The sequence below is a fragment of the Streptomyces sp. NPDC093111 genome, from assembly GCF_040683955.1.
Lineage (GTDB): Bacteria > Actinomycetota > Actinomycetes > Streptomycetales > Streptomycetaceae > Streptomyces.
On record NZ_JBFBNW010000004.1, the window covers coordinates 53874 to 77874 of the forward strand.

General features: G+C 71.2%; 23 protein-coding genes. 12 read left to right on the plus strand and 11 right to left on the minus strand.

Annotated features, from left to right (window positions below):
* Nucleotides 1-690, minus strand: coding sequence for an ABC transporter permease (locus AB0Q96_RS07345; protein ID WP_365322600.1), 690 nt, complete (start codon nucleotides 688-690; stop codon nucleotides 1-3).
* 137 nt (nucleotides 691-827) lie between these two features.
* On the opposite strand from AB0Q96_RS07345, the gene AB0Q96_RS07350 reads away from it, so the two are divergent.
* Entirely contained in the window at nucleotides 828-1850 is a 1023-nt protein-coding gene (locus AB0Q96_RS07350; RefSeq protein ID WP_365322602.1) for an ATP-binding cassette domain-containing protein, read from the plus strand.
* On the opposite strand, the gene AB0Q96_RS07355 is transcribed toward AB0Q96_RS07350, so the two are convergent.
* Nucleotides 1837-2949 (minus strand): alpha/beta hydrolase-fold protein, encoded by a 1113-nt coding sequence (locus AB0Q96_RS07355; protein WP_365322604.1) that lies wholly within the window; start codon nucleotides 2947-2949, stop codon nucleotides 1837-1839. The genes AB0Q96_RS07350 and AB0Q96_RS07355 overlap by 14 nt on opposite strands.
* A gap of 169 nt (nucleotides 2950-3118) precedes the next feature.
* Here AB0Q96_RS07355 and AB0Q96_RS07360 point away from each other — a divergent pair, with 169 nt between their 5' ends.
* From AB0Q96_RS07360 to AB0Q96_RS07385, 6 genes are all read left to right on the plus strand, one after another.
* The gene (locus AB0Q96_RS07360) at nucleotides 3119-4960 is read left to right on the plus strand and encodes a phosphatidylglycerol lysyltransferase domain-containing protein (protein WP_365322606.1); all 1842 of its coding nucleotides are present in this window, start codon (nucleotides 3119-3121) and stop codon (nucleotides 4958-4960) included.
* Nucleotides 4961-5036: 76 nt separating this feature from the next.
* On the plus strand, nucleotides 5037-5897 hold the full coding sequence (folP, locus tag AB0Q96_RS07365; RefSeq protein WP_365322608.1) for a dihydropteroate synthase: 861 nt from the start codon (nucleotides 5037-5039) through the stop codon (nucleotides 5895-5897).
* Nucleotides 5894-6367, plus strand: a complete 474-nt coding sequence (locus tag AB0Q96_RS07370) for a nuclear transport factor 2 family protein (protein WP_365322610.1) — start codon at nucleotides 5894-5896, stop codon at nucleotides 6365-6367. Before folP ends, AB0Q96_RS07370 begins: the two co-directional genes overlap by 4 nt.
* A gap of 145 nt (nucleotides 6368-6512) precedes the next feature.
* Nucleotides 6513-6872 (plus strand): dihydroneopterin aldolase, encoded by a 360-nt coding sequence (gene folB / locus AB0Q96_RS07375; protein WP_132917724.1) that lies wholly within the window; start codon nucleotides 6513-6515, stop codon nucleotides 6870-6872.
* Entirely contained in the window at nucleotides 6869-7468 is a 600-nt protein-coding gene (folK, locus tag AB0Q96_RS07380) for a 2-amino-4-hydroxy-6-hydroxymethyldihydropteridine diphosphokinase (protein ID WP_365322612.1), read from the plus strand. The genes folB and folK overlap by 4 nt, the downstream gene beginning before the upstream one ends.
* Nucleotides 7469-7517: 49 nt before the next feature.
* Complete coding sequence (locus AB0Q96_RS07385; RefSeq protein WP_365322614.1) at nucleotides 7518-8006, plus strand: DUF3180 domain-containing protein; 489 nt, start codon at nucleotides 7518-7520, stop codon at nucleotides 8004-8006.
* A 3-nt stretch (nucleotides 8007-8009) separates the two neighbouring features.
* On the opposite strand, the gene AB0Q96_RS07390 is transcribed toward AB0Q96_RS07385, so the two are convergent.
* From AB0Q96_RS07390 to dacB, 7 genes are all read right to left on the minus strand, one after another.
* The gene (locus AB0Q96_RS07390) at nucleotides 8010-9002 is read right to left on the minus strand and encodes a hypothetical protein (RefSeq protein ID WP_365322616.1); all 993 of its coding nucleotides are present in this window, start codon (nucleotides 9000-9002) and stop codon (nucleotides 8010-8012) included.
* Nucleotides 9003-9073: 71 nt separating this feature from the next.
* Nucleotides 9074-9679: a GTP cyclohydrolase I FolE gene (folE, locus tag AB0Q96_RS07395; protein WP_365322618.1), complete on the minus strand. Its 606-nt coding sequence runs from the start codon at nucleotides 9677-9679 to the stop codon at nucleotides 9074-9076.
* A 101-nt stretch (nucleotides 9680-9780) separates the two neighbouring features.
* A complete protein-coding gene (gene ftsH, locus AB0Q96_RS07400) occupies nucleotides 9781-11805 on the minus strand; it encodes an ATP-dependent zinc metalloprotease FtsH (protein ID WP_365322620.1) in 2025 nt (674 codons plus the stop codon).
* 162 nt (nucleotides 11806-11967) lie between these two features.
* Entirely contained in the window at nucleotides 11968-12507 is a 540-nt protein-coding gene (gene hpt, locus AB0Q96_RS07405; protein ID WP_067161225.1) for a hypoxanthine phosphoribosyltransferase, read from the minus strand.
* A 41-nt stretch (nucleotides 12508-12548) separates the two neighbouring features.
* The gene (gene tilS, locus AB0Q96_RS07410) at nucleotides 12549-13565 is read right to left on the minus strand and encodes a tRNA lysidine(34) synthetase TilS (protein WP_365322622.1); all 1017 of its coding nucleotides are present in this window, start codon (nucleotides 13563-13565) and stop codon (nucleotides 12549-12551) included.
* Between the two features lie 197 nt (nucleotides 13566-13762).
* Nucleotides 13763-14905 carry a zinc-dependent metalloprotease gene (locus tag AB0Q96_RS07415; protein ID WP_365322624.1) on the minus strand — a complete coding sequence of 381 codons (1143 nt, stop codon included), beginning with the start codon at nucleotides 14903-14905 and terminating at the stop codon, nucleotides 13763-13765.
* Between the two features lie 60 nt (nucleotides 14906-14965).
* Entirely contained in the window at nucleotides 14966-16447 is a 1482-nt protein-coding gene (gene dacB, locus AB0Q96_RS07420) for a D-alanyl-D-alanine carboxypeptidase/D-alanyl-D-alanine-endopeptidase (RefSeq protein ID WP_365322626.1), read from the minus strand.
* Nucleotides 16448-16552: 105 nt separating this feature from the next.
* Between dacB and AB0Q96_RS07425 the strand changes: the two genes are divergently transcribed.
* On the plus strand, nucleotides 16553-17044 hold the full coding sequence (locus tag AB0Q96_RS07425; protein WP_024758444.1) for an inorganic diphosphatase: 492 nt from the start codon (nucleotides 16553-16555) through the stop codon (nucleotides 17042-17044).
* A gap of 148 nt (nucleotides 17045-17192) precedes the next feature.
* Nucleotides 17193-18851, plus strand: coding sequence for a threonine/serine exporter family protein (locus tag AB0Q96_RS07430; RefSeq protein WP_365323287.1), 1659 nt, complete (start codon nucleotides 17193-17195; stop codon nucleotides 18849-18851).
* A 136-nt stretch (nucleotides 18852-18987) separates the two neighbouring features.
* On the opposite strand, the gene AB0Q96_RS07435 is transcribed toward AB0Q96_RS07430, so the two are convergent.
* A complete protein-coding gene (locus AB0Q96_RS07435) occupies nucleotides 18988-19695 on the minus strand; it encodes a VTT domain-containing protein (RefSeq protein ID WP_365322628.1) in 708 nt (235 codons plus the stop codon).
* 255 nt (nucleotides 19696-19950) lie between these two features.
* Between AB0Q96_RS07435 and AB0Q96_RS07440 the strand changes: the two genes are divergently transcribed.
* On the plus strand, nucleotides 19951-20319 hold the full coding sequence (locus AB0Q96_RS07440; RefSeq protein WP_351665998.1) for a YbjQ family protein: 369 nt from the start codon (nucleotides 19951-19953) through the stop codon (nucleotides 20317-20319).
* Between the two features lie 15 nt (nucleotides 20320-20334).
* Here AB0Q96_RS07440 and AB0Q96_RS07445 read toward each other — a convergent pair whose 3' ends face one another.
* Nucleotides 20335-21096 carry a MerR family transcriptional regulator gene (locus AB0Q96_RS07445; RefSeq protein WP_365322630.1) on the minus strand — a complete coding sequence of 254 codons (762 nt, stop codon included), beginning with the start codon at nucleotides 21094-21096 and terminating at the stop codon, nucleotides 20335-20337.
* A gap of 135 nt (nucleotides 21097-21231) precedes the next feature.
* On the opposite strand from AB0Q96_RS07445, the gene AB0Q96_RS07450 reads away from it, so the two are divergent.
* On the plus strand, nucleotides 21232-22524 hold the full coding sequence (locus AB0Q96_RS07450) for an ion channel protein (RefSeq protein WP_365322632.1): 1293 nt from the start codon (nucleotides 21232-21234) through the stop codon (nucleotides 22522-22524).
* Between the two features lie 47 nt (nucleotides 22525-22571).
* A complete protein-coding gene (locus AB0Q96_RS07455) occupies nucleotides 22572-23990 on the plus strand; it encodes a glutamate decarboxylase (protein WP_365322634.1) in 1419 nt (472 codons plus the stop codon).
* Nucleotides 23991-24001: the final 11 nt, after the last annotated feature.

A 24001-nucleotide genomic window follows, 5' to 3' on the forward strand; every position in this document is an offset into this window, starting at 1 on the left:
TCAGGCACCCCCCGCCTGCTCGGCCCGTATCCGGCTCCAGGGCGTCAGGAGCCGCTGGAGGCCGAGGAGCAGCAGGTCGGCGGCGACGGCGAGCAGCACGCACAGCACGGAGGCGGTGAGCACCTGGGCCTTGAAGAAGGTGGGCAGCGCGTCCTCGATCAGATTGCCGAGGCCGCCGCGGCCGACGATGGAGCCGACCGTGGTGAGCGCGATCGTGGAGACCGTCGCCATCCGGACACCGGCCATCAACGCGGGCAGCGCGAGCGGGAGTTCGACCTCCCACAGCAGCCTGCCCGTGCCGTACCCCATGCCGCGCGCGGCCTCCTTGGTGTCGGCGGGCACGGCCGCGAGGCCGGCCAGGACGCCGCGCACCAGGATGGTCAGCGAGTAGAGCACCAGGCCCGTGACGACCAGCGCCGAGGACAGCCCGAGCAGGGGCAGCAGCAGCGAGAACATCGCGAGCGAGGGGACCGTGTAGAGCAGGGTGGTCAGACCGAGGACGGCGCCGGCCAGCCGGGGCCGGGCCCGCACGAGCAGGGCGAGCGGGAAGGCGACCGCGATCCCGAGGAGCACCGACACCACGGTGATTCCCACATGCTGGACGGTGGCGTCGGTCAGCTCCTGGGAACGGGTGCGCAGATACTCCCCGCAGATCCAGTCGTTCGTCACCAGGCAGTTCGCCGTGGCCATGCGCACCCCCTTCCCCCACGCCTCACGAACATCTGTCCGCGACCCTAACCCCGGTCACTGACAATCACCGAGGGCGCCACAATGTGGAAATACTTCCTTCACACAATGCGGGCCGCGAAGGGTCAGAATGGGGAACCATGATCCGGTTCGAGCAGGTGACCAAGCGGTACCCGGACGGCACCACCGCCGTCGACGGCCTCTCCTTCGAGGTCGCCGAGGGGGAGCTGGTGACCCTCGTCGGCCCGTCCGGCTGCGGCAAGACGACCACCATGAAGATGGTCAACCGGCTCGTCGAGCCCACCGAGGGCCGGATCCTGCTCGGCGGTGAGGACGTCGCCGCCGTCGACCCCGTACGACTGCGCCGCACCATCGGGTACGTCATCCAGCAGGTCGGCCTCTTCCCGCACCGGACCGTCCTCGACAACACCGCCACCGTGCCCGCGCTGCTCGGCTGGAAGAAGGCCAAGGCCCGCGAGCGCGCCGCTGAGCTCCTCGACCTGGTCGGCCTCGACCCCGCCGTCCACGGGCACCGCTACCCCGAGCAGCTCTCCGGCGGCCAGCGCCAGCGGGTCGGGGTGGCCCGCGCGCTCGCCGCCGACCCGCCCGTCCTGCTGATGGACGAGCCGTTCGGCGCCGTCGACCCGGTGGTCCGCGAGCGGCTCCAGACCGAGTTCCTGAACCTCCAGGCGACCGTCCGCAAGACGGTGCTGCTGGTCACCCACGACCTGGAGGAGGCCGTCCGGCTCGGCGACCGCATCGCCGTCTACGGGCAGGGCCGCATCGAGCAGTTCGACACCCCGGCCACCGTGCTCGGCGCCCCCGCCACCCCGTACGTCGCCGACTTCGTCGGCGCGGACCGCGGCCTCAAGCGGCTCGCCGTCACCCCGGTCACCGAGACCGACCTGGAACCCGCCGGCGCCGGCGCGGCGGACGGTACGGCGAACGGTCCGGACGGCGCGGCGGCGGGTCCCGGCGGCGCGGTCCCGGCGCTCGCCCTGGGCGGCTCCCTCAAGGAGGCCCTCGCCCTGCTCCTCCAGCACGACGCCGGCCGGATCGCCGTGCACGCCCCCGGTGACCCCTCCCGGGTCCTCGGCTCGCTCACCACGGCCGGAGTGCACCGGGCCCTGCGCCGGGCCCGGCCGGAACTCAGCTCGCGCTGAGCTTCCCGCTCATCCACACCAGGCCCGGCGGGATCTCCCGGTTCCACGTGTTGAAGTTGTGGCCGCCGCTCTCCAGCGTGATCGAGGAGACGCTCGCCGGGGCCTTCACCTTCTTGATGAAGGCCAGCGTCCCCTTCAGGTTGCCCTCGCCGTGCTTCGACGTGGTCACCAGGAAGGACGACCGGCCCTGCGGCACGTGGTCCAGGCTCCACAGCAGGTCGGCCCGCTTCTTCTCGGCCTGGTCGCCCTGGAACAGATCACCGGTCGTCACGTCGTCCGCCGCCCGGTAGTACGCCGAGAAGCCCGCGCCCGCGGAGAACCGGTCCGGGTGGTGCAGCACGATCTTCAGCGCGCAGTAGCCACCGGTCGAGTTCCCCATGAAGCCCCAGTTCCGCGGCTTCGTGCCCACCCGGTAGGTCTGCGCGATCGCCTGCGGCAGGTCCTCGGCGAAGAAGGTCTCCGTCTGCGGCCCGCCCGGCACGTCCACGCACTCGGTGTCCCGGGGCGGCGCGACCGTCGGCCGCAGCATCACCAGGATCATCGGCTGCATCTTCTTGTCCTTGGCCTGCTGGAAGGCCGTCTTCGGGTACTTCAGCCCCTTCAGCAGGTTCTCCGCCGTGCCCGGGTAGCCGGTCAGCACCACGGACACCGGAAAGGTCGACTTCGCGTACCGCCCCTGGAAGTACTCCGGTGGCAGGTACACGTACGCCTGCGAATCGATCCTCGACTTCTCGCCCGCTATGACGACCTTCTGTATCTGTCCGCCGACCGAGGGACGCCCGCCGCCCGGCACGTCCACCGCCTGCGTACCGATCACCTTCACGTCCTTGGAGCCGGCCGAGTGGTCGACCACCACGCCCATGTCCTGCTCCTGGCCGAACAGGTCAGCCCAGGAGCCGTAGAAGAGGAAGGAGTTGTTCGCGGCCAGACCGACCGAGGCGAACAGGGCCAGCTGGGTGGCGAGCAGCAGCCCGACCCGCCCCAGGACCGCGCGCCAGCCGCCGCGCGCCAGCCTCGGCCACAGCCAGATCGTGGCGACGAAGAGCACCACGGCCAGCGCGACCGCCAACGCGAGAACTTTGTTGCTGGTGAGACCCATGAGACGTCCGAGCTTTCTGACTGATTTTTCCCTGAGATTTCCCTGACGGCGAGTGAACCCGCCCCATCGCTGCTCCGTCCTAGAAGGCGCAAACCTCCGGTACGCCCACGATCCGCGCGGCCTACCGGATCAACGATCTCTCGCGGAGCCACGGGAAGCACGGGAAGCGATGTCTGTCACGGTAGATGGGGACAAATCCGGATCGGTTCCGGATCACGTACGCCGGATTCTGCGCGGACCCCGACCCGAAAGGGTCCCGGCGCTGATCGGCACGGCCTGCACACTGATCGGCCTGATCGACGTCGCCGCGGGAGTCTTCCCCCGGTTCCGGGCCAGCCGCATGCACGCCGTCGCGGAGATCCTGCCCGGCACCCTGGGACCGCTCTCCGCGGCCCTCTCACTCAGCGCCGGCGTCCTCCTGCTGCTGCTCGCCCACGGCCTCAAGCGCAACAAGCGCCGCGCCTGGCGCGCCGCCGTGGTCCTGCTGCCGCTCGGCGCCCTCGCCCAGTTCGTCTGGCGCCACTCGATCACCGGAGCGCTGCTCTCCCTCGCGCTCCTCACCCTCCTCGTACGCCACCGGGACCAGTTCGCGGCCCTCCCCGACCCCCGCAGCCGCTGGCGCGCGCTCGCCAACTTCGTCCTCATGGGCGCCGGCTCCCTCGCCCTCGGCCTCGTGATCGTCAGCGCCCACCCGCGCCGCGTCGTCGGCAGCCCCAGCCTCACCGACCGCCTCGAACACGTCCTGTACGGCCTCTTCGGCGTCGAAGGCCCCGTCGCCTACACCGGCAACGTCGACTGGACCGTCGGCTACTCCCTCGGCGCCCTCGGCATGCTCACCGCCCTCACCACCATCTACCTCGCCTTCCGGCCCGAGCACCCCGCCGCCCGCCTCACCGAGGACGACGAGACCCGCCTGCGGGCCCTCCTCGCCAAGCATGGCGCCCGCGACTCCCTCGGCCACTTCGCCCTCCGCCGCGACAAGGGCGTCGTCTTCTCCCCCAGCGGCAAGGCCGCCGTCTGCTACCGCGTCGTCTCCGGCGTCATGCTCGCCAGCGGCGACCCCATCGGCGACGTCGAAGCCTGGCCCGGCGCCATCGAACGCTTCATGGACGAGGCCAAGGCCCACTCCTGGACCCCCGCCGTCATGGGCTGCTCCGAGACCGGCGGCCAGGTCTGGACCCGCGAAACCGGCCTCGACGCCCTCGAACTCGGCGACGAAGCCGTCGTCGACGTCGCCGACTTCTCCCTCTCCGGCCGCGCCATGCGCAACGTCCGCCAGATGGTCAAGCGCATCGAACGCAACGGCTACACCACCAAGGTCCGCCGCGTCGCCGACCTCAGCGACGGCGAACTCGCCCGCGTCCGCCGCGCCGCCGAGGACTGGCGCGGCACCGACACCGAACGCGGCTTCTCCATGGCCCTCGGCCGCATCGGCGACGCCGGCGACGGCGACGCCGTCATAGCGACCGCCCACAAAGACGACCCCGAAGGCACCGACTCCCCCTACGGCGACCTGAAGGCGATCATCCACTTCGTCCCCTGGGGCAAGGACGGCATGTCCCTCGAACTCATGCGCCGCGACCGCGCCGCCGACCCCGGCATGAACGAGCTCCTCATCGTCGCCTCCCTCCAGGACGCCCCCCGCCTCGGCATCAAGCAGGTCTCCCTCAACTTCGCCATGTTCCGCGCCGCCCTCGCCCGCGGCGAGAAGATCGGCGCCGGACCCGTCCTGCGCCTCTGGCGCGGCCTCCTCGTCTTCCTCTCCCGCTGGTTCCAGATCGAATCGCTCTACAAGTTCAACGCCAAGTTCCAGCCCCGCTGGGAACCCCGCTTCGTCGTCTACCGCAAGAGCCGCGACCTCCCCCGCATCGGCTTCGCCGCCATGCAGGCCGAAGGCTTCGTGAACGTCGCCCTCCCCCGCCCCTTCCGCCGCCGCTCCCACACCCCGGCCCCCCGGCCCTGCGCCCACATCGTCCCCTCCCCGACCGAGCACGAGGCCCACGCCGCCTGACCTGCCCACCACGCCCAGGGAGCACCCGACGCCGCCGGCCCGGCCCCATCGCCAGGACACCCCCTAGGCTGGACGCATGAGTACGACGATCGACCGGGGCACGGCACTCGGCCTGCCGGAGTGGGACCGCTGCGCGGTCATGGGCGTGGTCAACGTGACCCCCGACTCCTTCTCCGACGGCGGCCGCTGGTTCGACACCACGGCCGCCGTCAAACACGGCCTCGACCTCGCCGCCCAGGGCGCCGACCTCATCGACGTCGGCGGCGAGTCCACCCGCCCCGGCGCCAGCCGCGTCGACGCCGAGGAAGAACTCCGCCGCGTCGTCCCCGTCGTCCGCGGCCTCGCCTCCGAAGGCGTCACCGTCTCCGTAGACACCATGCGCGCCACCGTCGCCGCCCGCGCCGTCGAAGCCGGCGCCGCCCTCGTCAACGACGTCAGCGGCGGCCTCGCCGACCCCGGCATGATCGCCGCCGTCGCCGCCGCCGAAGTCCCCTTCGTCGTCATGCACTGGCGCGGCTTCAGCGACAACATGAACAGCCTCGCCGTCTACGACGACGTCGTCGACGAGGTCGTCACCGAACTCCGCACCCGCATGGAGGCCGTCATCGACGGCGGCGTCGCCCCCGAACGCATCGTCCTCGACCCCGGCCTCGGCTTCGCCAAACTCGCCCCCCACGACCTCGCCCTCGTCGCCCACCTCCCCCGCCTGCGCGCCCTCGGCCGCCCCCTCCTCGTCGCCGCCTCCCGCAAACGCTTCCTCGGCCACGTCCTCGCCCACGACGGCGCCGCCCCGCCGCCCGCCCGCGAACGCGACGCCGCCACCGCCGCCGTCTCCGCCATCGCCGCCCACGAGGGCGCCTGGGCCGTCCGCGTCCACGAGGTCCGCGCCACCGCCGACGCCGTACGCGTCGCCAGAGCCGTCGAGGGCGCCCGGTGAGCCGCGCCCGCGAGGCCGACCGCGCCGCCGTCGAAGCCGCCAACACCGCCTTCTACGAAGCACTCGAACAAGGCGACTTCGACGGCATCACCGACCTCTGGCTCGACGACGGCGCCACCCCCATCTCCTGCGTCCACCCCGGCTGGCCCGTCCTCTCCGGCCGCGGCGAGGTGCTCCGCTCGTACGCCCTGATCATGGCGAACACCGACTACATCCAGTTCTTCCTCACCGACGTCGAGATCTCCCTCACCCCCGACGTGGCGGTCGTCACCTGCACCGAGAACATCCTCAGCGGCGGCCCCGCCGAGGACGGCGCCGCCCTCGGCCCCCTCGTCGGACAGCTCGTCGTCGCCACCAACGTGTTCCGCCGCACGTCGGACGGGTGGAAGGTCTGGTCCCACCACGGCTCCCCCGTCATCCCCGAAACCGACGACAACGACCCCGACGGCCCACCCGACACCACCGACTGAACCACCCCCCGACGGCCGGACACCCCCGGACACCCCCGGCCGCCGACCCGGCTGTCCGTGCCCGCAGGTAGATTCGTGGCAGGACACCCGGCCGTCCGCACCCGGCTGCGTGGCCACCCGAACTACGACAGCAGGAGTGATTCGCGTGGATCGTGTCGCGCTGCGCGGCCTCAAGGCCCGAGGACACCACGGCGTCTTCCCCAAGGAACGCGAGGAAGGCCAGACCTTCATCGTCGACCTCACCCTCGGCCTCGACACCCGCGCCGCCGCCGCCGGCGACGACCTGACGAAGACCGTGCACTACGGCGTCGTCGCCGAAGAGGTCGTCGACGTCGTCCAGGGCGAGCCCGTGGACCTCATCGAGACGCTCGCCGAGCGGATCGCCCAGCAGTGCCTCAAGCACGCCGGCGTCCAGGAGGTCGAGGTCGTCGTCCACAAGCCGGACGCGCCCATCACGGTCCCCTTCGACGACGTGACCGTCACCATCACCCGGAGCCGCGCATGAAGCCCCAGCACAGCGATCCGACCGTCCAGCCCGTCCCGGCGGCCGTGACCGCCGCCGTCGACGCCGCGGACATCACCCTCTCCAACCCCAAATGGGCCGTCCTCGCCCTCGGCGCCAACCTCGGCAACCGCCTGGAGACCCTCCAGGGCACCGTCGACGCCCTGGAAGACACCCCCGGCCTCCGGGTCAAGGCCGTCTCCCCCGTCTACGAGACACAGCCCTGGGGCGTCGAGCCGGGCAGCCAGCCCTCGTACCTCAACGCGGTCGTCCTCGTGAAGACCACCCTCCCCCCGGCCTCGCTCCTGGAACGCGCCCACGCCGTCGAGGAAGCCTTCCACCGGGTCCGCGACGAACGCTGGGGCGCCCGCACCATCGACGTCGACATCATCACGTACGCCGACATCGTCTCCGACGACCCCGTCCTCACCCTCCCGCACCCCCGGGCCCACCAGCGCGCCTTCGTCCTCGCCCCCTGGCACGACGTCGACCCCGAGGCCCACATCCCCGGCCACGGCCCGGTCGCCACCCTCCTCGCCACGGTCGGCACCGAGGGAGTCACGCCGCGCACCGACCTGGAACTCCGACTCCCCGAGTAGTCGTTACGCTCGTCAGAGATCGTCGCTCCGACCACGCGAAGGACACCCGGTGAAACAACTGCGGCTCAAGGTGCTCGCCGGACTCTTCGTCGTCGCCGGCATCCTCTCCTGGGGCGCCGCCCGGCTCTGGGACGCGGTCGGCACCCTCCCGAGCGTCCCGCTCGCCGCACCCATCGTCCTGGCGGCCATCGCCGTCGTCCTCACCGCCACCGCCCTCTCGCTGCGCGCCCGCCTCAGGGCCCAGCGCGAGCGCCGCCCCGGCGCCAAGGGCGTCGAACCCCTGATGGCCGCCCGCGCGGTCGTCTTCGCCCAGGCCAGCGCCCTCGTCGCCGCCCTCGTCGCCGGCATGTACGGCGGCACGGGCGTCTTCCTCCTCGGCTCCCTCGACATCCCGGTCCGCCGCGACCAGGCCCTCTACGCCGCCTTCGCCGTCCTCGCCGGCATCGGCGTCATCGCCGCCGCCCTCTTCCTCGAACACGTCTGCAAGCTCCCGGAGGACGAGGACGACAACGGCCCGAACCGCGCACCGGTGAGCTAGCCCCTACCAGGACTCACGCACGAGGTGCCCGTTCACTAGGAACGTGGGGTGCGGGGACAGCCGGTAGCTGTAGAACGTGAAGGGCTTGGTACCGGCCGCGGGGCGGGGACGGACTTCTCGGACCTGGACCCAGGTGGACTCGGGCGGGGCCGTGGGGTGGTGCTCGGGGGCGAAGGTGTTGCGGGCCTGCCAGCGGTTCGAGACGTAGAGCCTTGACGCCAGTCCCCGCTTGGACGGCGTGAAACGCGCCCCGATGATGCGCGCCAGCTCGACGAGGAACGGAACATTGGCACTCGCGATGACGCGCCCGTAGCCATGCTTGAGGTTGTAGCCGTCGCCGTCGATGTAGCCGTCGAGGAACCCCTGAAAGGTGTCCGCGTCCCGCATGACGACACGAGGAAAGCCCTGTCTCATGTGATGGGCGTCCCCACCGACGTAGTGCCTCATGGCGTCCGAGAGGTACGAGGACACCACCCGCACGCGGAAGCCCGGCAGGTCGCGCTTCAGGTAGCCGGACGGCCGGGTCACCGCCTCGAGCCTCGCGGGAAGGCCCGTGCAGGCCGTCAAAGCCACCGCATAGCGAGCGGCGAAGCTCTCCTCGTTCACGATGAGAGAGACGTAGTTCTTGTGGACCGTCCCGTCTGCGCAGGTGGCGCCGACGAAATAGCCGAACTCATATCCCGGCCTGATCGTGAACCGCTCTCGGCAGAGTTTCCGCGCCGGCGTCCACGCGACCGTCGCCCCTGCGGAGTCCCCGGCATGCGCCCAGCCGTCCGGCGTGGCCAGGAGGAGGTCCGGGCTGGAGATGAAGGCCGTGTGATCCGTGACCACCTCTACAGCGTCACGGCCCTTCACGGCCGCCACATCCACGACGGTCGTCCGCACGGTCCGGTCACCGTCCAGCGTCCACAACGCGGCGCCCGTCGTCACGTTCTTCGCCTGAGCCCAGCCGCCCACGCTGTTCACCAGCATCTTGCTGGAAAGCCCGTACCCCATACCGCCCCCCCTTGATCAGCGATCGACTTCACTGATCAAGGACGGTATGGAGCAGGACGGACAGTCTGCTATCAACGTGCCAATATCAGGGACATGGCCTCGGCTCGCGTAGTAGCGTCACGCAGTTGGCCACGTACCGCCGAGGTCGTCGTCTTCGCGCCGGGCTTGCGAATGCCGCGCACGGACATGCACATGTGCTCGGCCTCGATCACGACGATCGCACCACGGGCTTCGAGGATTCGCATGAGCGAGTCCGCGATCTGCGTCGTCAGCCGCTCCTGCACCTGCGGCCGCCGGGCGTACACGTCGACGAGTCGCGCCAGCTTGGACAGCCCTGTGATCTTTCCGCTCTCCGCCGGGATGTATCCGACATGAGCGACACCATGGAACACCAGAAGATGATGTTCACAGAAGCTAACGAATTCAATGTCCTTCACAAGGACCATTTCGTCGTGACCGAGGTCAAAAGTCGTGGTCAGGACATCCTCGGGCTCCTGCCGCATCCCCGACAGAAGCTCCTTGTACGCACGTGCAACGCGCGCGGGAGTCTCCAGCAAACCCTCGCGGTCCGGGTTCTCACCGACCGCGATGAGGAGCTCCCGTACGGCGTTCTCGGCGCGCTTCTCGTCGAATTCGCCGATCGGGCTTTCGCCGTCCAGCGTCACCGGGTCGGTCATCTGTGCCTCGTTCCGTCTGTCTGAACCTGACGCGAATAAGCCGCGCCCCCTCAGGCTAGAACCTGAGGGGGCGCGGCATCCATTCCGGGTCCGGGGATCCGTCAGACCTCGGGGTGCTCCTCGGGGAGGGCGTCCGTGGTCTTGGTGGTGTCGACCGGGGTCGTCGCCGAGGAGGAGCCGTTGGCGCTGTTGGTCAGGGCCAGCTCCTTCGGGGAGAGGACCGGCGGGCGGGTGGACGGGGTCCGGCGGGCGGATCCGGTCCAGGCCGGGCGGGCCGGGCGCTTGACGATGGGGGCGAAGATCTCGGCGATCTCCTCCTTGCCCAGGGTCTCCTTCTCCAGCAGCGCCAGGACCAGGTTGTCGAGGAGGTCGCGGTTCTCGACGAGGATCTCCCACGCTTCGTTGTGGGCGGTCTCGATGAGCTTCTTGACCTCTTCGTCGACCAGCGCGGCGACCTCTTCCGAGTAGTCGCGCTGGTGCGCCATCTCGCGGCCGAGGAAGGGCTCGGTGTTGTCGCCGCCGAACTTGATGGCGCCGAGCCGCTCGGTCATGCCGTACTGGGTGACCATCGCGCGGGCCGTGGCGGTGGCCTTCTCGATGTCGTTGGCGGCGCCGGTGGTCGGGTCGTGGAAGACCAGTTCCTCCGCGGCGCGGCCGCCCAGCATGTACGCCAGCTGGTCGAGCATCTCGTTGCGGGTGGTGGAGTACTTGTCCTCGTCCGGCAGGACCATCGTGTAGCCCAGGGCGCGGCCGCGGGACAGGATGGTGATCTTGTGGACGGGGTCGGAGTTCGGCGAGGCCGCCGCGACCAGGGCGTGTCCGCCCTCGTGGTACGCGGTGATCTTCTTCTCCTTGTCCGACATGATCCGGGTCCGCTTCTGCGGGCCCGCGACCACGCGGTCGATCGCCTCGTCCAGCGCGTTGTTGTCGATCAGCTTCTGATCGCTGCGGGCGGTGAGGAGCGCCGCCTCGTTGAGCACGTTGGAGAGGTCCGCGCCGGTGAAGCCGGGGGTGCGGCGGGCGACGGCGCCGAGGTCCACGTCGGGGGCGACGGGCTTGCCCTTCTGGTGGACCTTGAGGATCTCCAGGCGGCCCTGCATGTCGGGGCGGTCGACGGCGATCTGCCGGTCGAAGCGGCCCGGGCGCAGGAGCGCGGGGTCGAGGATGTCGGGGCGGTTCGTGGCGGCGATGAGGATGACGCCGCCCTTCACGTCGAAGCCGTCCATCTCGACGAGCAGCTGGTTGAGGGTCTGCTCGCGCTCGTCGTGTCCGCCGCCGAGGCCGGCGCCGCGGTGGCGGCCGACCGCGTCGATCTCGTCGACGAAGACGATGGCCGGGGCGTTGGCCTTGGCCTGTTCGAAGAGGTCGCGGACGCGGGAGGCGCCGACGCCGACGAACATCTCGACGAAGTCGGAGCCGGAGATGGAGTAGAACGGCACGCCGGCCTCGCCGGCGACGGCGCGCGCGAGGAGCGTCTTGCCGGTTCCGGGCGGGCCGTACAGCAGTACGCCCTTGGGGATCTTGGCGCCGACGGCCTGGAACTTGGCCGGTTCCTGGAGGAATTCCTTGATCTCGTGGAGTTCCTCGACGGCCTCGTCGGAGCCCGCGACGTCGGCGAAGGTGGTCTTCGGGGTGTCCTTGGTGATGAGCTTCGCCTTGGACTTGCCGAACTGCATGACGCGGGAGCCGCCGCCCTGCATCTGGTTCATCAGGAAGAGGAAGACGACCACGATCAGGACGAAGGGCAGGAGCGAGAGGAGGACCGAGACGAAGGGGGACTGCTTCGTCGGGGAGACGGTGTAGCCCTTCTCGATCTGTCCGGCCTCGAACTTCTCCTGCAGCTTGTCGGCGAGGTCGGCGCCCTGGGTGCCGATGTAGCTGGCCTGGACCTTGCCCGACTTGTTGATCTGCTGACCGTCGACGAGGTCGATCTTGATGACCTGTTCGTCACCGGTCGTCAGCTTTGCGGATTTGACCTGGTTCTTGTCGATCGCCTGGACTACCTGGGAGGTGTCCACCGTCTTGTAGCCCTCGGACGAGCCGACGACCTGCATCAGCACGACCACGGCGAGGACGGCCAGCACGATCCACATGACCGGCCCACGGAAGTATCGCTTCACGTCCATCCATACGGGGCGCTAGCGCCCCGTCCCTCCTGCCCGTAGGTAAATGCTGCTGAGTTTGAAAAAGCTGTTCTTCGGACGGTACCCCAGCATTGTCACCCGCGACCGTCTTCCCTTGCTTCAACGGTGGGAAGGCGGTGCGGGTTCCCCTTGGGGCGGCGGGTGTCAGCCGCCGTAGACGTGGGGGGCGAGGGTGCCGACGAACGGGAGATTGCGGTACTTCTCGGCGTAGTCGAGGCCGTATCCGACGACGAACTCGTTCGGGATGTCGAAGCCGATCCACTTCACGTCGATGGCGACCTTCGCCGCGTCCGGCTTGCGCAGCAGGGTGCAGACCTCGAGGGAGGCCGGCTCGCGCGAGCCGAGGTTGGACAGGAGCCAGGACAGGGTCAGGCCCGAGTCGATGATGTCCTCGACGATCAGGACGTGCTTGCCCTTGATGTCGGTGTCGAGGTCCTTGAGGATGCGGACGACTCCGGAGGACTGGGTGCCGGCGCCGTAGGAGGAGACGGCCATCCAGTCCATGGTGACGGGGGTGGACAGCGCGCGCGCCAGGTCCGCCATCACCATCACTGCGCCCTTGAGGACTCCGACGATGAGCAGGTCCTTGCCCGCGTACTCCGCGTCGATCTTCGCGGCGAGCTCGGCGAGCTTCGCGTCGATCTCTTCCTTGGTGATGAGCACCGACTGGAGGTCGGTGCCCATGTCCTTCTCGTTCACCCGGGTCACTTTCGTTGCAGCTTGCGTCAGCCTTGCCGAATGACCAGTCTGCCACCCTGGCGGCGTGCCTCGACGCGCCCGGGCAGGTTGATGGCCCCTTGGCCGCGCCATCCGGTGATCAGCCGGTCGACCTCTTCGATGTGGCGGGCGAAGAGGGAGCCCGCGGGGGCGCCTTCGGCGATGACGGCGCGGCGCAGGACGCGGCGGCGGACGGCGGGGGGAAGTCCGGAGAGTTTGGCGCATTCGAGGCGGCCGGTGTCGTCGCGTACGGAGGCTTCGGCGTCGGCGGCCCAGGAGTCGAGGGCGTCGGCGTCGTCGCGGGACAGCTGGGCCGTTCGGGCGAGGGCTTCGACGACTCCCTTGCCGAGTGCCTTTTCGAGGGCGGGGAGGCCTTCGTGGCGGAGGCGGGAGCGGGTGTAGGCGGGGTCGCTGTTGTGGGGGTCGTCCCATACGGCGAGTTCCTGGGCGATGCAGGCCTTGCGGACGGTCTGGCGGTCGAGCTCCAGGAAGGGGCGGCGGTAGCGGCGGGCGGTGCCGGAGACGGCGGCCATGCCGGAGAGGGAGCGGATGCCGGAGCCGCGGGCGAGGCCGAGGAGGACGGTCTCGGCCTGGTCGTCCCGGGTGTGGCCGAGGAGGATCGCGGTGGCGCCGTGGCGTTCGGCGGCGGCGTCGAGGGCGGCGTAGCGGGCGTCGCGGGCGGCGGCTTCGGGGCCTCCGTCGCGGCCGACGGTGACGGTGACGGCGTCGACGGGGTCGAGGCCGAGGACGGTCATGCGGTCGGCGACTTCGCGGGCGCGCTGGTCGGAGCCGGTCTGGAGGCCGTGGTCGACGGTGACGCCGCCGGCGCGGAGGTCGAGTTTGCGGGCTTCGAAGGCGAGGGCGGAGGCGAGTGCCATGGAGTCGGCGCCGCCGGAGCAGGCGACGAGGACCAGGGGGTGTCGGCTGCCGTGCTCGGTGGTGTGGGTGGTGTGCTCGGTGAGGACGTCGTGGAGTACGCGGCGGACCGCCAGGCGTATCGCCGCGACCGCAGGATGGGGACCCATGTCCGGTGCCCTTCGTGGAGAGAGTGCAGTGCCTCGGTCGGTGTCTTAACGGTCGGAAGTGGGGGTTCGGTCACTCAGAGTGCGTCGATGGTGACAGAACCTGGCCGTTACCCGAGCATTGCACGCTTCACCCGCCGTCTACGGTCCCTCGGATGGGTGATTGGTGGGGTGTTCTTCCGCCATCCGGCACTTGCGCCTCAGGAGTCTGCCTTACGGTGCACCCTCGCGACCCAGTCGGCGGGCTTGGCGATCTCGGCCTTGGTGGGGAGCGTGTTGGGGGAGGTCCAGACGCGGTTGAAGCCGTCCATGCCGACCTGGTCGACGACGGCGCGGACGAAGCGTTCGCCGTCGCGGTACTGGCGCAGCTTGGCGTCGAGGCCGAGGAGTTTGCGCAGGGCGAGGTCGAGGCGGGAGGCGCCGCGGGCGCGGCGTTGCTGGAATTTCTCGCGGATCTCGGCGACGGAGGGGACGACGTCGGGGCCGACGCCGTCCATGACGTAGTCGGCGTGGCCTTCGAGGAGGGACATGACGGCGGTGAGGCGGCCGAGGATCTCGCGCTGTTCGGGGGTCTGGACGAGTTCGACGAGGGAGGGGGAGGGTTCGCCCTGTTCGCCTTCGGGGCGGCTGCCGGTGAGGGCCTGGGCGGCTTCGCGGAGGCGTTCGACGACGGTGGAGGGGTCGACCTCGGTGGCGGCGAGGAATGACTGGATCTCGCCTTGGAGGTGGTCGCGGAGCCAGGGGACGGCGGTGAACTGGGTGCGGTGGGTCTCTTCGTGGAGGCAGACCCAGAGGCGGAAGTCGTGGGGGGAGACGTCGAGCTCGCGTTCGACGTGGACGATGTTCGGCGCGACGAGGAGGAGGCGTCCGGCGCTGTCGGCGGGCAGGTCGCGGCCGGCGGGGGCGAAGGTCTCGTACTGGCCGAGGATGCGGGAGGCCAGGAAGGACAGGAGCATGCCGAGTTCGACGCCGGTGACCTTGCCGCCGACGCTGCTGAGGACGGTGCCGCCGGTGGAGCCGGAGCGGCGTTCCTGCATCTTGTCGAGGAGCGGGGAGAGCAGTTCGCGAAAGCCGGCGACGTTGGCCTTGATCCAGCCGGCGCGGTCGACGACGAGGACGGGTGTGTCGGGGGTGTCGGCGGGGTCGCGGTCCTCGGGGATCATCCGGGTGTAGGCGCGGACGTGTTCCTCGGCGGCCTTGGCGTGTCTGCGGAGTTCGGCGACGACCTCGCGGGCCTCCTCCCGGGTGACCTCGGGGCCCGGGCGTACCAGGCGGGTCGCCGTCGCGACGGCGAGATTCCAGTCGACCATCCCCGATGTGCTTGCACCACCGATGCTCGTCATGCGTCAACCGTACGGTCTCGGGGCCCGTTCGGTGAGGGTTCGGGCGAGTGTTCCCCGGGGTCAGCGGGCCGGGGCGAGGGCGGCCGAGAGGCGGTCGAGGGCGGGCTGGGCGGTGTCGGGGGAGGTGGTGCGGCCGGCGAGGAAGGCGAAGGCGAGGAGGCGTCCGTCGGCGGTGACGACGGTGCCGGCGAGGGTGTTCACTCCGGTGAGGGTGCCGGTCTTGGCGCGGACGACGCCGGCGCCGCGGGCGGTGGTGTCGGTGCCGAAGCGGCCGGCGAGGGTGCCGCTGAAGCCGCCGACGGGCAGTCCGGTGAGGACGGGCCGCAGGGCGGGGTGGGCGGGGTCGGCCGCGCGGGTGAGGATGCCGGTGAGCAGGGCGGCGGTGACGCGGTCGCGTCGGTCGAGTCCGCTGCCGTCGGCGAAGCGGGTGCCGGCGAGGGGCAGGCCGAGGCGGGCGAGTTCGGCGTGGACGGCCTGGGCGGCGCCGTCGGCGCCGGCCGGTTTGCGGTGGGCGAGGGCGGTCTGCCGGGCGAGGGCTTCGGCGAGGTCGTTGTCGCTGTGGGTGAGGGTGCGTTCGACGAGGTCGGCGAGGGGTGCGGAGTCGGTGCGGGCGAGGGGGGCGGCTTGGGCGCCCTGGGGGGCGCGGCCGGGGGTGGGGGTGCCCTGGACGGTGACGCCGGCGGTGCGCAGGAGGGCGGCGAAGGTGGTGGCGGTGTCGCCGGCGGGGTCGGTGGTGCGGGGTGCGGGTCCGCTGTGGCTGCCGTCGAGGCGGCCTTCGTCGGTCGTGAGGGCGCTGAGCGGGGCGAGGTTCTCGTTGGGGCCGATGGGGTGGAGCGCGGGGCCGCGGTAGAGGCCGGTGTCGTAGGTGAGGCGGACGGGGCCGGGGGTGGGGCGGCGGGTCTTGAGGGCGCGGGCGGTGGCGTCGGCGAGGGCTTTGAGGCGGGTCTTGTCGAGGGTGGGGTCGCCGCCGCCGACGAGGGTGACGGTGCGGCCGTCGGTGGTGGCGACGGTGGTGGTGCCGATGCGGTGGTCGGGGCCGAGGGCGGAGAGCGCGGCGGCGGCGGTGGCGATCTTGACGGTGGAGGCGGGGGTCATGGGGGTGGTGTCGCCCTCGCCGTAGAGCCGGCGGCCGGTGGTGGCGTCGACGACGGAGGCGGTGCGGAGCGGTCCGAGGCCGGGGTCGGCGAGGAGGGGGACGAGGACGGCGGCCAGGTCAACGGGGCGGGCGGGGGCGGTGGGGTCGCCCGTCCGGGTGGTGCCGGGGGTGTCCGTGGTGCCGGTGGCGCCGGTGGTCCCGGGGGCGCCGAGGGCGCGGAGGACTCCGGCGGCGCTGGGGGCGGGGGCGGGGTGGTGGGGGGCGGCGGGGGCGGGGGCTGCGGCGTGATGTGCGCCACCCCTGTGGTCGGCTGCGGCCGCGCGGGCCCGCTCGGCCTTACGCTGACCGGAGTCCCACGGGCCGGCCGCGGTCACCGCTCCGGTGGCCAGGGCCAGACCGAGCACGGCGGAGCCCGCCGCGAGCTGCCAGATTTTCGGCTCCGGCATGTGATGACCAGCCCCTTTCGCGATCAAGACCGTGCGTGAGGGACACTTAACCACCGCGCGTCGTCGCGAGCATTGACATGTGTTGATTCAGGAGGAGATCCACCCGTGGAGTTCGACGTTCTCATCGAGATCCCCAAGGGATCGCGGAACAAGTACGAGGTCGACCACGAGACCGGTCGGATCCGCCTGGACCGCCGTCTCTTCACCTCGACCGCCTACCCGACGGACTACGGCTACGTCGAGAACACCCTCGGCGAGGACGGCGACCCGCTGGACGCGCTCGTCATCCTGGACGAGCCCACGTTCCCGGGCTGCCTCATCAAGTGCCGTGCCATCGGCATGTTCCGCATGACGGACGAGGCCGGCGGCGACGACAAGCTGCTGTGCGTCCCGGCGACGGACCCGCGCATGGAGCACCTGCGCGACATCCACCACGTGGCCGAGTTCGACCGCCTGGAGATCCAGCACTTCTTCGAGGTCTACAAGGACCTGGAGCCGGGCAAGTCCGTCGAGGGCGCCGACTGGGTCGGCCGCGCCGAGGCCGAGGAAGAGATCGAGAAGTCCTACGCTCGGGCCAAGGAGCAGGGCGGCCACTGAGCCCCTTTCCCCGTGAGCCTGTGAAGGGCGGTGCACCTGCTGAGGTGCGCCGCCCTTCGCGCGTTCATACTGGGCGGGACAGTGGCGTGATCAAGTGCCCCGTGGCGTGATCGTGCGGGTGCCCGGCCGGGAAGTGGGGGCGGAAACAGTGGTGGCGAAGCCGGACGGCCCGGAGGAGGCCCCGGAGGACCGGAAGCCGCCCTCGGACGAGGCGCGCAGCGCGTTCGCCCCGCCGCCCGGGGTCGAGCAGCCCGCGCCGCCGGAGGAGGAGCATCCGACCTCCGAGTTCGCCCTTCCGGAGGGGTTCGCGCCGGAGCCGCCCGCGGAGCAGGAAGGTTCCGCCTTCGCTCCGCCCTCGACGTACTCGGCGAAGGACAGTCCGCCGGCGTTCACGCCCGCGTACGGGGTGCCGTTGGTCCGGCTGGCGCACGACGCGCCCTGGCAGGACCGGATGCGGACGATGCTGCGGCTGCCGGTGGGTGAGCGGCCGGTGCCGGAGGCGCCGCGCAAGCAGGACGAGGCCGGTCCGCCGGTGCCGCGCGTGCTCGACCTGACCCTGCGCATCGGCGAGCTGCTGCTCGCGGGCGGCGAGGGGGCGGAGGACGTGGAGGCGGCGATGTTCGCGATCTGCCGCGCCTACGGGCTCGACCGGTGCGAGCCGACGGTCACGTTCACGCTGCTGTCGATCACGTACCAGCCCTCGCTGGTGGACGACCCGGTGACGGCGAACCGTACGGTCCGGCGCCGGGGCACCGACTACACGCGGCTCGCGGCGGTGTACCAGCTGCTCGCGGACATCAACGCGGGGGCGCACGAGGTGACGCCCGAGGAGGCGTACCGGCGGCTCGCGGAGATACGGCGCAACCGGCACCCGTATCCGGGGTGGGTGCTGACGGCGGCGGCGGGGATGCTGGCCGGGGCGGCGTCGGTGCTGCTGGGCGGCGGGCCGACGGTGTTCTTCGTGGCGGCGCTGGGCGCGGTGCTCGGCGACCGGCTCGCGTGGCTGTGCGCGGGGCGCGGGCTGCCGGAGTTCTACCAGTTCCTGGTGGCGGCGATGCCGCCGGCGGCGATGGGGGTGGCGCTGACGCTGCTGCACGCCGATCTGCGGCCCTCGGCGGTGATCACGGGTGGCCTGTTCGCGCTGATCCCGGGGCGGGCGCTGGTGGCGGCCGTGCAGGACGGTCTGACCGGCTTCTACATCACGGCCTCGGCCCGGCTCCTGGAGGTCGGCTACTTCTTCGTGGCGATCGTGGTGGGCGTGCTGTCGGTGCTGTACCTGGCGGTGCAGTTCGGGGCGCAGCTGAACCCGGAGGGGGCGCTGCGGGCGGTGGAGCGGCCGGTGACGCAGACCGTGGCGTCGATGGTGCTGTGCGCGACCTTCGCGATCCTGTTGCAGCAGTCGCGGGCGACGGTGCTGTTCGCGACGCTGAACGGCGGGGTGGCCTGGGTGATCTACGCGTCGATCGCGGTGACGGCGGGCGGCTCGACGGTGATGGCGACGGCGGTGGCGGCCGGTCTGGTGGGTCTGTTCGGGCAGCTGATCGCCCGCTACCACCACACCTCGTCGCTGCCGTACGTGACGGCGGCGATCGGTCCCCTGCTGCCGGGTTCGGCGACGTACTTCGGTGTGCTGGCGATCGCCCAGAACAACCTGGACGGGGGTTTCGCGTCGCTGGCGAAGGCGGCGGCGCTGGCGCTCGCGATCGCGATCGGGGTGAACCTGGGCGGTGAGCTGGCCCGCCTGTTCATGCAGGCGCCGGCCACGGCGGCGGCCCGCCGGGCGGCGAAGCGCACCAGGGGCTTCTAGGGCCTGTGCGGCCCCGGAAGCCCCTGGTGGGTGCCGGTGGGTGCGTAGCGCGCGCTGTACGGGCGCTCACGGGTCGCCCGTACGGGGGTCGCCGTACGGGTCGCCGTACGGGTCGCCGTACGGGTCGCCGTACGGGTCAGCGCTTGGCGTGGCGGCCGCGCTCGGCCGGGGGGTTCGGGGTGCCGGGGGCGTCGTGGCCGGTGCCCTCGTCGTTCCGCTTCTTCTTCGACTGGGAGCGGGCCCGCAGGTACTCGATCACGATCGGGACGACGGAGATCAGCACGATCGCGACGAGGATCAGCTCGATGTGCTTGTGCACGAAGTCGATCTTGCCGAGGGAGGCGCCGAGCAGGGTCACGCCGGCGCCCCACAGGACGCCGCCGATGACGTTGAAGGTGATGAAGGAGCGGTAGTTCATCCGGCTCACACCGGCGATGATCGGCGTGAACGTGCGCACGATCGGCACGAAGCGGGCCAGGATCAGGGACTTCGGGCCGTGCTTCTCGAAGAACTCGTGGGCCTTCTCGACGTTCTCCTGCTTGAACAGCTTGGAGTCGGGGCGGCTGAAGAGGGCCGGGCCGACCTTGCGGCCGAACAGGTAGCCGACCTGGTCGCCGATGATCGCCGCGGCCACCACCAGGGTGCACACCAGCCACAGCGGGCTGTCCAGCTTGCCCGTGGTGACGAGCAGGCCGGTGGTGAAGAGCAGCGAGTCGCCCGGCAGGAAGAAGCCGATGAGGAGTCCGGACTCGGCGAAGACGATGACGAGGACGCCGATCAGACCGAAGGTCTGGATCAGATAGTCCGGGTCGAGCCAGCTCGGACCGAGGGCAAGCGTGTTCACGGGTTCCGGGCTCCTGCGATCTGTGGGGGCGAGAAGGACGGGTTTGAGACAGGGGACGCACAGGCGCGTCGAGGAGATTGTCATACGGGACTGCCGCCCCAAGCTATCAACGCGGAGTGAACCCTCCGGGTTCCACCGTTCCCGTACGGTTCCGGACGGCGGTTTCGGCCCTCCGTGCGGGGCCCTCCGGATGCGCCGCTCCGGATGCGCCCCCGTGTCACGGCCCCCAGGCTGAGGGCCAGGAGGTGGATGCGGATGAGCATCGACGAGTACGGCGGCGGCCAGGGGCCCCAGTCGGACGTGCTGGTGGTCACGACGAACGACGTGCCCGGGTACGAGGTGCGCCAGGTGATCGGCGAGGTCTTCGGCCTGACGGTGCGCTCGCGGCATCTGGGCAGCCAGATCGGCGCGGGCCTGAAGTCGATGATCGGCGGGGAGCTGAAGGGTCTGACGAAGACCCTGGTGCAGACCCGCAACCAGGCGATGGAGCGGCTGGTCGAGCAGGCGAAGGCGCGCGGCGCGAACGCGGTGCTGATGTTCCGCTTCGACGTCACGGAGGCCGCGGACGTGGGCACCGAGGTGTGCGCCTACGGCACCGCCGTGGTCATCGCGCCGCGCGCCTGAGGGCACGCCCGGGGGTCAGCCGGCGAGGCGCCGCGCGTTGGCGTGGATCGCGGCGCGCAGGTGCTCGGCGAGGCCCTCGTGGAGGGAGTCGTAGAAGGCCCGGAAGTTCTCGTCGGAGACGTACATCTCGGCCAGGCCCTGGTGGATCTTCGGGTGGCAGTCGAAGAACCAGGTGGTGATGTGGGCGCGGTGGGCCTCGGCGAGGTCCATGGCGGCCGGGGAGGCGGGGGTCTCGCCCGCGTCCATGAGGGCGCCGTAGGCGGTGCCCCAGGCGTCGATCTCCTCCTTCATGCGCTGCCAGTCGTCCTTGGTGTACGTGGCGACGCGGGCCTGCGTCTCCTCGTGGGTGTGGGTGCCGCCCCAGCGGCGGGCGGACTCCTCCGCGTACCGCTCGGGGTCCTTGTGGCCGAAGACCTCGAACTTCTCCTCGGGCGTGAGGTTGATGCCCATGCGTCGCGCCTCCATGGCGTGTTCGACGGCCGCCGCCATCCTTCGCAGTTCCCCGATGCGCTCGGTCAGCAGCCGGTGCTGCCGCCGCAGGTGCTCCCGCGGGTCGGCGCCGGGGTCGTCGAGGAGGACGGCGACCTCTTCGAGGGGGAAGCCGAGCTCCCGGTAGAACAGGATCTGCTGGAGCCGGTCGAGGTCCGCGTCGGCGTAGCGGCGGTGGCCCGCCGGGCTGCGTCCGCCGGGCGAGAGCAGCCCGATCGCGTCGTAGTGGTGCAGGGTGCGCACCGTGACCCCGGCGAAGCCGGCGACCTGTCCCACGGAGTAGCTCATCGGCTCCCCGCCCCTTCTCGTGTCGGTTCACGTGTCAGCCTCGGCCCTGACGCGGCGTGAGGTGCAAGCCCGTTCCGTCCGACTCCACGGGCCGCTCAGGATGTTGTGTCGCTTTTGTCCACATATGGTGGGTCGGTGGCCACCGATACCCCCGCTGCCTCCGCCTCCCCGGCCCCCCAGGCCCCCCATCGGATCCTGCTGCCCCAGATCCTGCCCGCCCTCGTGATCGGCGTGGCCTCGGCCCTGCTGTTCCTCGGGATCAGCGCGATCGCCGAGAAGCTCCAGCACGTCCTGTGGAACACCCTTCCGGACGCGCTCGGCATCGGTAACTACTCCTCGCTGTGGATGATCTCCACCCTCACCGCGACCGGCATCGCGGTCGGCCTCGTCGTCTGGAAGGTGTACGGGCACGCCGGCGGCGACCCGGCGGAGGGCGGGCTCGGCGGGCCGCCGATCTCCCCCGCGATCGTCCCCGGCCTGCTCCTCGCCAGCACCCTCTCGCTGGCCGGCGGCGTCAGCCTCGGACCCGAGAACCCGACCATCGTCTCGGCCATCGCCCTCGCCTTCTGGGCGGGCACCAAGCTGCTGCCCGCCGTCCCCGGCCTCCTGTGGGTGTCGCTCGCCACCGCCGGCACCTTCGGCGCCCTGTTCGGCACCCCCGTGGCCGCCGCCCTGGTGCTCTCCGAGGCGCTCACCACCCACCCGGGCAAGGGCTCCCTGTGGGACCGGCTCTTCGCCCCGCTGGTCGCCGCCGGGGCCGGGGCCATGACCACCCAGCTGCTCTCCGACCCCAGCTTCGACATCGGCCTGCCGCCGCTGGACGACCCGGGCCTCCCCGACCTCCTCGCCGCGATGGTGGTCGCCACCCTCGCCGCCGTCTTCGGCCTGCTCGCCTGCTACGCCTTCCCGTACGTCCACCGGGCCTTCGGCCGGCTGCGGCACCCCATGGTGATGCTGCCGCTCGGCGGTCTCGTGCTGGGCCTCCTCGGCGCGCTGGGCGGGCATCTGACGCTCTTCAAGGGCCTGGAGGAGACCAGGGAGCTCGCCGCCGACATCGGCACCCTCGGCTCCGGCGAGCTGGCCAAGCTGGCCGTGGTCAAGACCCTCGCCCTGCTCGTCGCCGCCGCCAGCGGCTTCCGCGGCGGCCGGGTCTTCCCCGCGGTCTTCATCGGCGCGGCGTTCGGCCTGTGCGCGCAGGCCCTCGTGCCCGAGATCCACCCGGCGGTGGCCGTCTCCGCCGGCGTCCTCGGCATCCTGCTCGCCACCACCCGGCAGGGCTGGGTGAGCCTCTTCGTCGCCGCCGTGCTCGCCTCCTCCCCCTCGATGGTCGCCGTGCTCTGCATCGCGATCCTGCCCGCCTGGCTGGTCGTCACCGGCCGCCCGGTCCTGGAGCTCGACGAGCACGGCGAACCCCTCAAGAGCACCTGATCCCCCCGCACGTCCCCTCCCCCACCCCCCGCGAAGAAGGAGCCACCGTGGCACTGCACAAGGGACCCGCAGCGCAGGAGACCGAGCACCACCGCCGGCTCTCCCTGAACCCCTTCTACGGCGAGGCCAACCCGGTCAGCGGCATGACCGAGGCCCCGCCCCGCCACCGGATGCCGGACGGGCCGCTGCCGCCCATGAGCGCCTACCAGCTCGTCCACGACGAGCTGATGCTCGACGGCAACGCGCGCCTCAACCTGGCCACCTTCGTCACCACCTGGATGGAGCCGCAGGCCGGGGTCCTGATGGGGGAGTGCCGCGACAAGAACATGATCGACAAGGACGAGTACCCGCGCACCGCCGAACTGGAGCGCCGCTGCGTCTCGATGCTCGCGCACCTGTGGAACGCCCCCGACCCGGCCGCCGCCGTCGGCTGTTCCACCACCGGATCCAGCGAGGCCTGCATGCTCGCCGGCATGGCCCTCAAGCGCCGCTGGACCAACCGGAACACCGACCGCTACCGGAGCGGCGCCCGCCCCAACCTGGTGATGGGCATCAACGTCCAGGTCTGCTGGGAGAAGTTCTGCAACTTCTGGGAGGTCGAGCCCCGGCTCGTCCCCATGGACGGCGAACGCTTCCACCTCGACGCGGAGACCGCCGCCGCGCTCTGCGACGAGAACACCATCGGCGTCGTCGCCGTCCTCGGCTCCACCTTCGACGGCTCCTACGAGCCCGTCGCCGACATCTGCGCCGCCCTCGACGCCCTCCAGGAGCGCACCGGGCTCGACATCCCGGTCCACGTGGACGGGGCCTCCGGCGCCATGGTGGCGCCCTTCGTCGACGAGGACCTGGTGTGGGACTTCCGGCTGCCCCGGGTCTCCTCGATCAACACCTCGGGCCACAAGTACGGGCTGGTCTACCCGGGCGTCGGCTGGGCGCTGTGGCGCTCCCCGGCCGAGCTCCCCGAAGAGCTGGTCTTCCGGGTCAACTACCTGGGCGGCGACATGCCCACCTTCGCCCTCAACTTCTCCCGGCCGGGCGCCCAGGTGGTCGCGCAGTACTACACGTTCCTCCGGCTGGGCCGGGAGGGCTTCCGGGCGGTCCAGCAGACCAGCCGGGACGTCGCCCGGGGACTGGCCGAACGGATCGACGCGATGGGCGACTTCCAGCTGCTGACCCGGGGCGACGCGCTGCCCGTGTTCGCCTTCACCACCGCGCCCGACGTCACCAACTTCGACGTCTTCGACGTCTCCCGGCGGCTGCGCGAGAGCGGCTGGCTCGTGCCCGCCTACACCTTCCCCGCCAACCGCGAGGACCTGTCGGTGCTGCGGATCGTCTGCCGCAACGGCTTCTCCGCCGACCTGGCGGGCCTCCTCGTCGAGGAACTGGACCGGGTCCTGCCCGAACTGCGCCGCCAGTCCGCACCGTCGATCCACGACAAGCAGGCGGCGACGTCCTTCCACCACTGAACGGGCGCCCG

Bases quoted from the DNA above. Each gene is read 5' to 3' on its own strand.
- AB0Q96_RS07350 (WP_365322602.1), top strand. From the start codon at position 828: ATGATCCGGTTCGAGCAGGTGACCAAGCGGTACCCGGACGGCACCACC.
- folK (WP_365322612.1), top strand. From the start codon at position 6,869: ATGAAGCCCCAGCACAGCGATCCGACCGTCCAGCCCGTCCCGGCGGCC.
- tilS (WP_365322622.1), bottom strand. From the start codon at position 13,565: ATGGGTCCCCATCCTGCGGTCGCGGCGATACGCCTGGCGGTCCGCCGC.
- AB0Q96_RS07360 (WP_365322606.1), top strand. From the start codon at position 3,119: ATGTCTGTCACGGTAGATGGGGACAAATCCGGATCGGTTCCGGATCAC.
- folP (WP_365322608.1), top strand. From the start codon at position 5,037: ATGAGTACGACGATCGACCGGGGCACGGCACTCGGCCTGCCGGAGTGG.
- AB0Q96_RS07345 (WP_365322600.1), bottom strand. From the start codon at position 690: ATGGCCACGGCGAACTGCCTGGTGACGAACGACTGGATCTGCGGGGAG.
- dacB (WP_365322626.1), bottom strand. From the start codon at position 16,447: ATGCCGGAGCCGAAAATCTGGCAGCTCGCGGCGGGCTCCGCCGTGCTC.
- folE (WP_365322618.1), bottom strand. From the start codon at position 9,679: ATGACCGACCCGGTGACGCTGGACGGCGAAAGCCCGATCGGCGAATTC.
- AB0Q96_RS07445 (WP_365322630.1), bottom strand. From the start codon at position 21,096: ATGAGCTACTCCGTGGGACAGGTCGCCGGCTTCGCCGGGGTCACGGTG.
- AB0Q96_RS07440 (WP_351665998.1), top strand. From the start codon at position 19,951: ATGAGCATCGACGAGTACGGCGGCGGCCAGGGGCCCCAGTCGGACGTG.
- AB0Q96_RS07355 (WP_365322604.1), bottom strand. From the start codon at position 2,949: ATGGGTCTCACCAGCAACAAAGTTCTCGCGTTGGCGGTCGCGCTGGCC.
- AB0Q96_RS07415 (WP_365322624.1), bottom strand. From the start codon at position 14,905: ATGACGAGCATCGGTGGTGCAAGCACATCGGGGATGGTCGACTGGAAT.
- ftsH (WP_365322620.1), bottom strand. From the start codon at position 11,805: ATGGACGTGAAGCGATACTTCCGTGGGCCGGTCATGTGGATCGTGCTG.
- AB0Q96_RS07390 (WP_365322616.1), bottom strand. From the start codon at position 9,002: ATGGGGTACGGGCTTTCCAGCAAGATGCTGGTGAACAGCGTGGGCGGC.
- hpt (WP_067161225.1), bottom strand. From the start codon at position 12,507: ATGGGCACCGACCTCCAGTCGGTGCTCATCACCAAGGAAGAGATCGAC.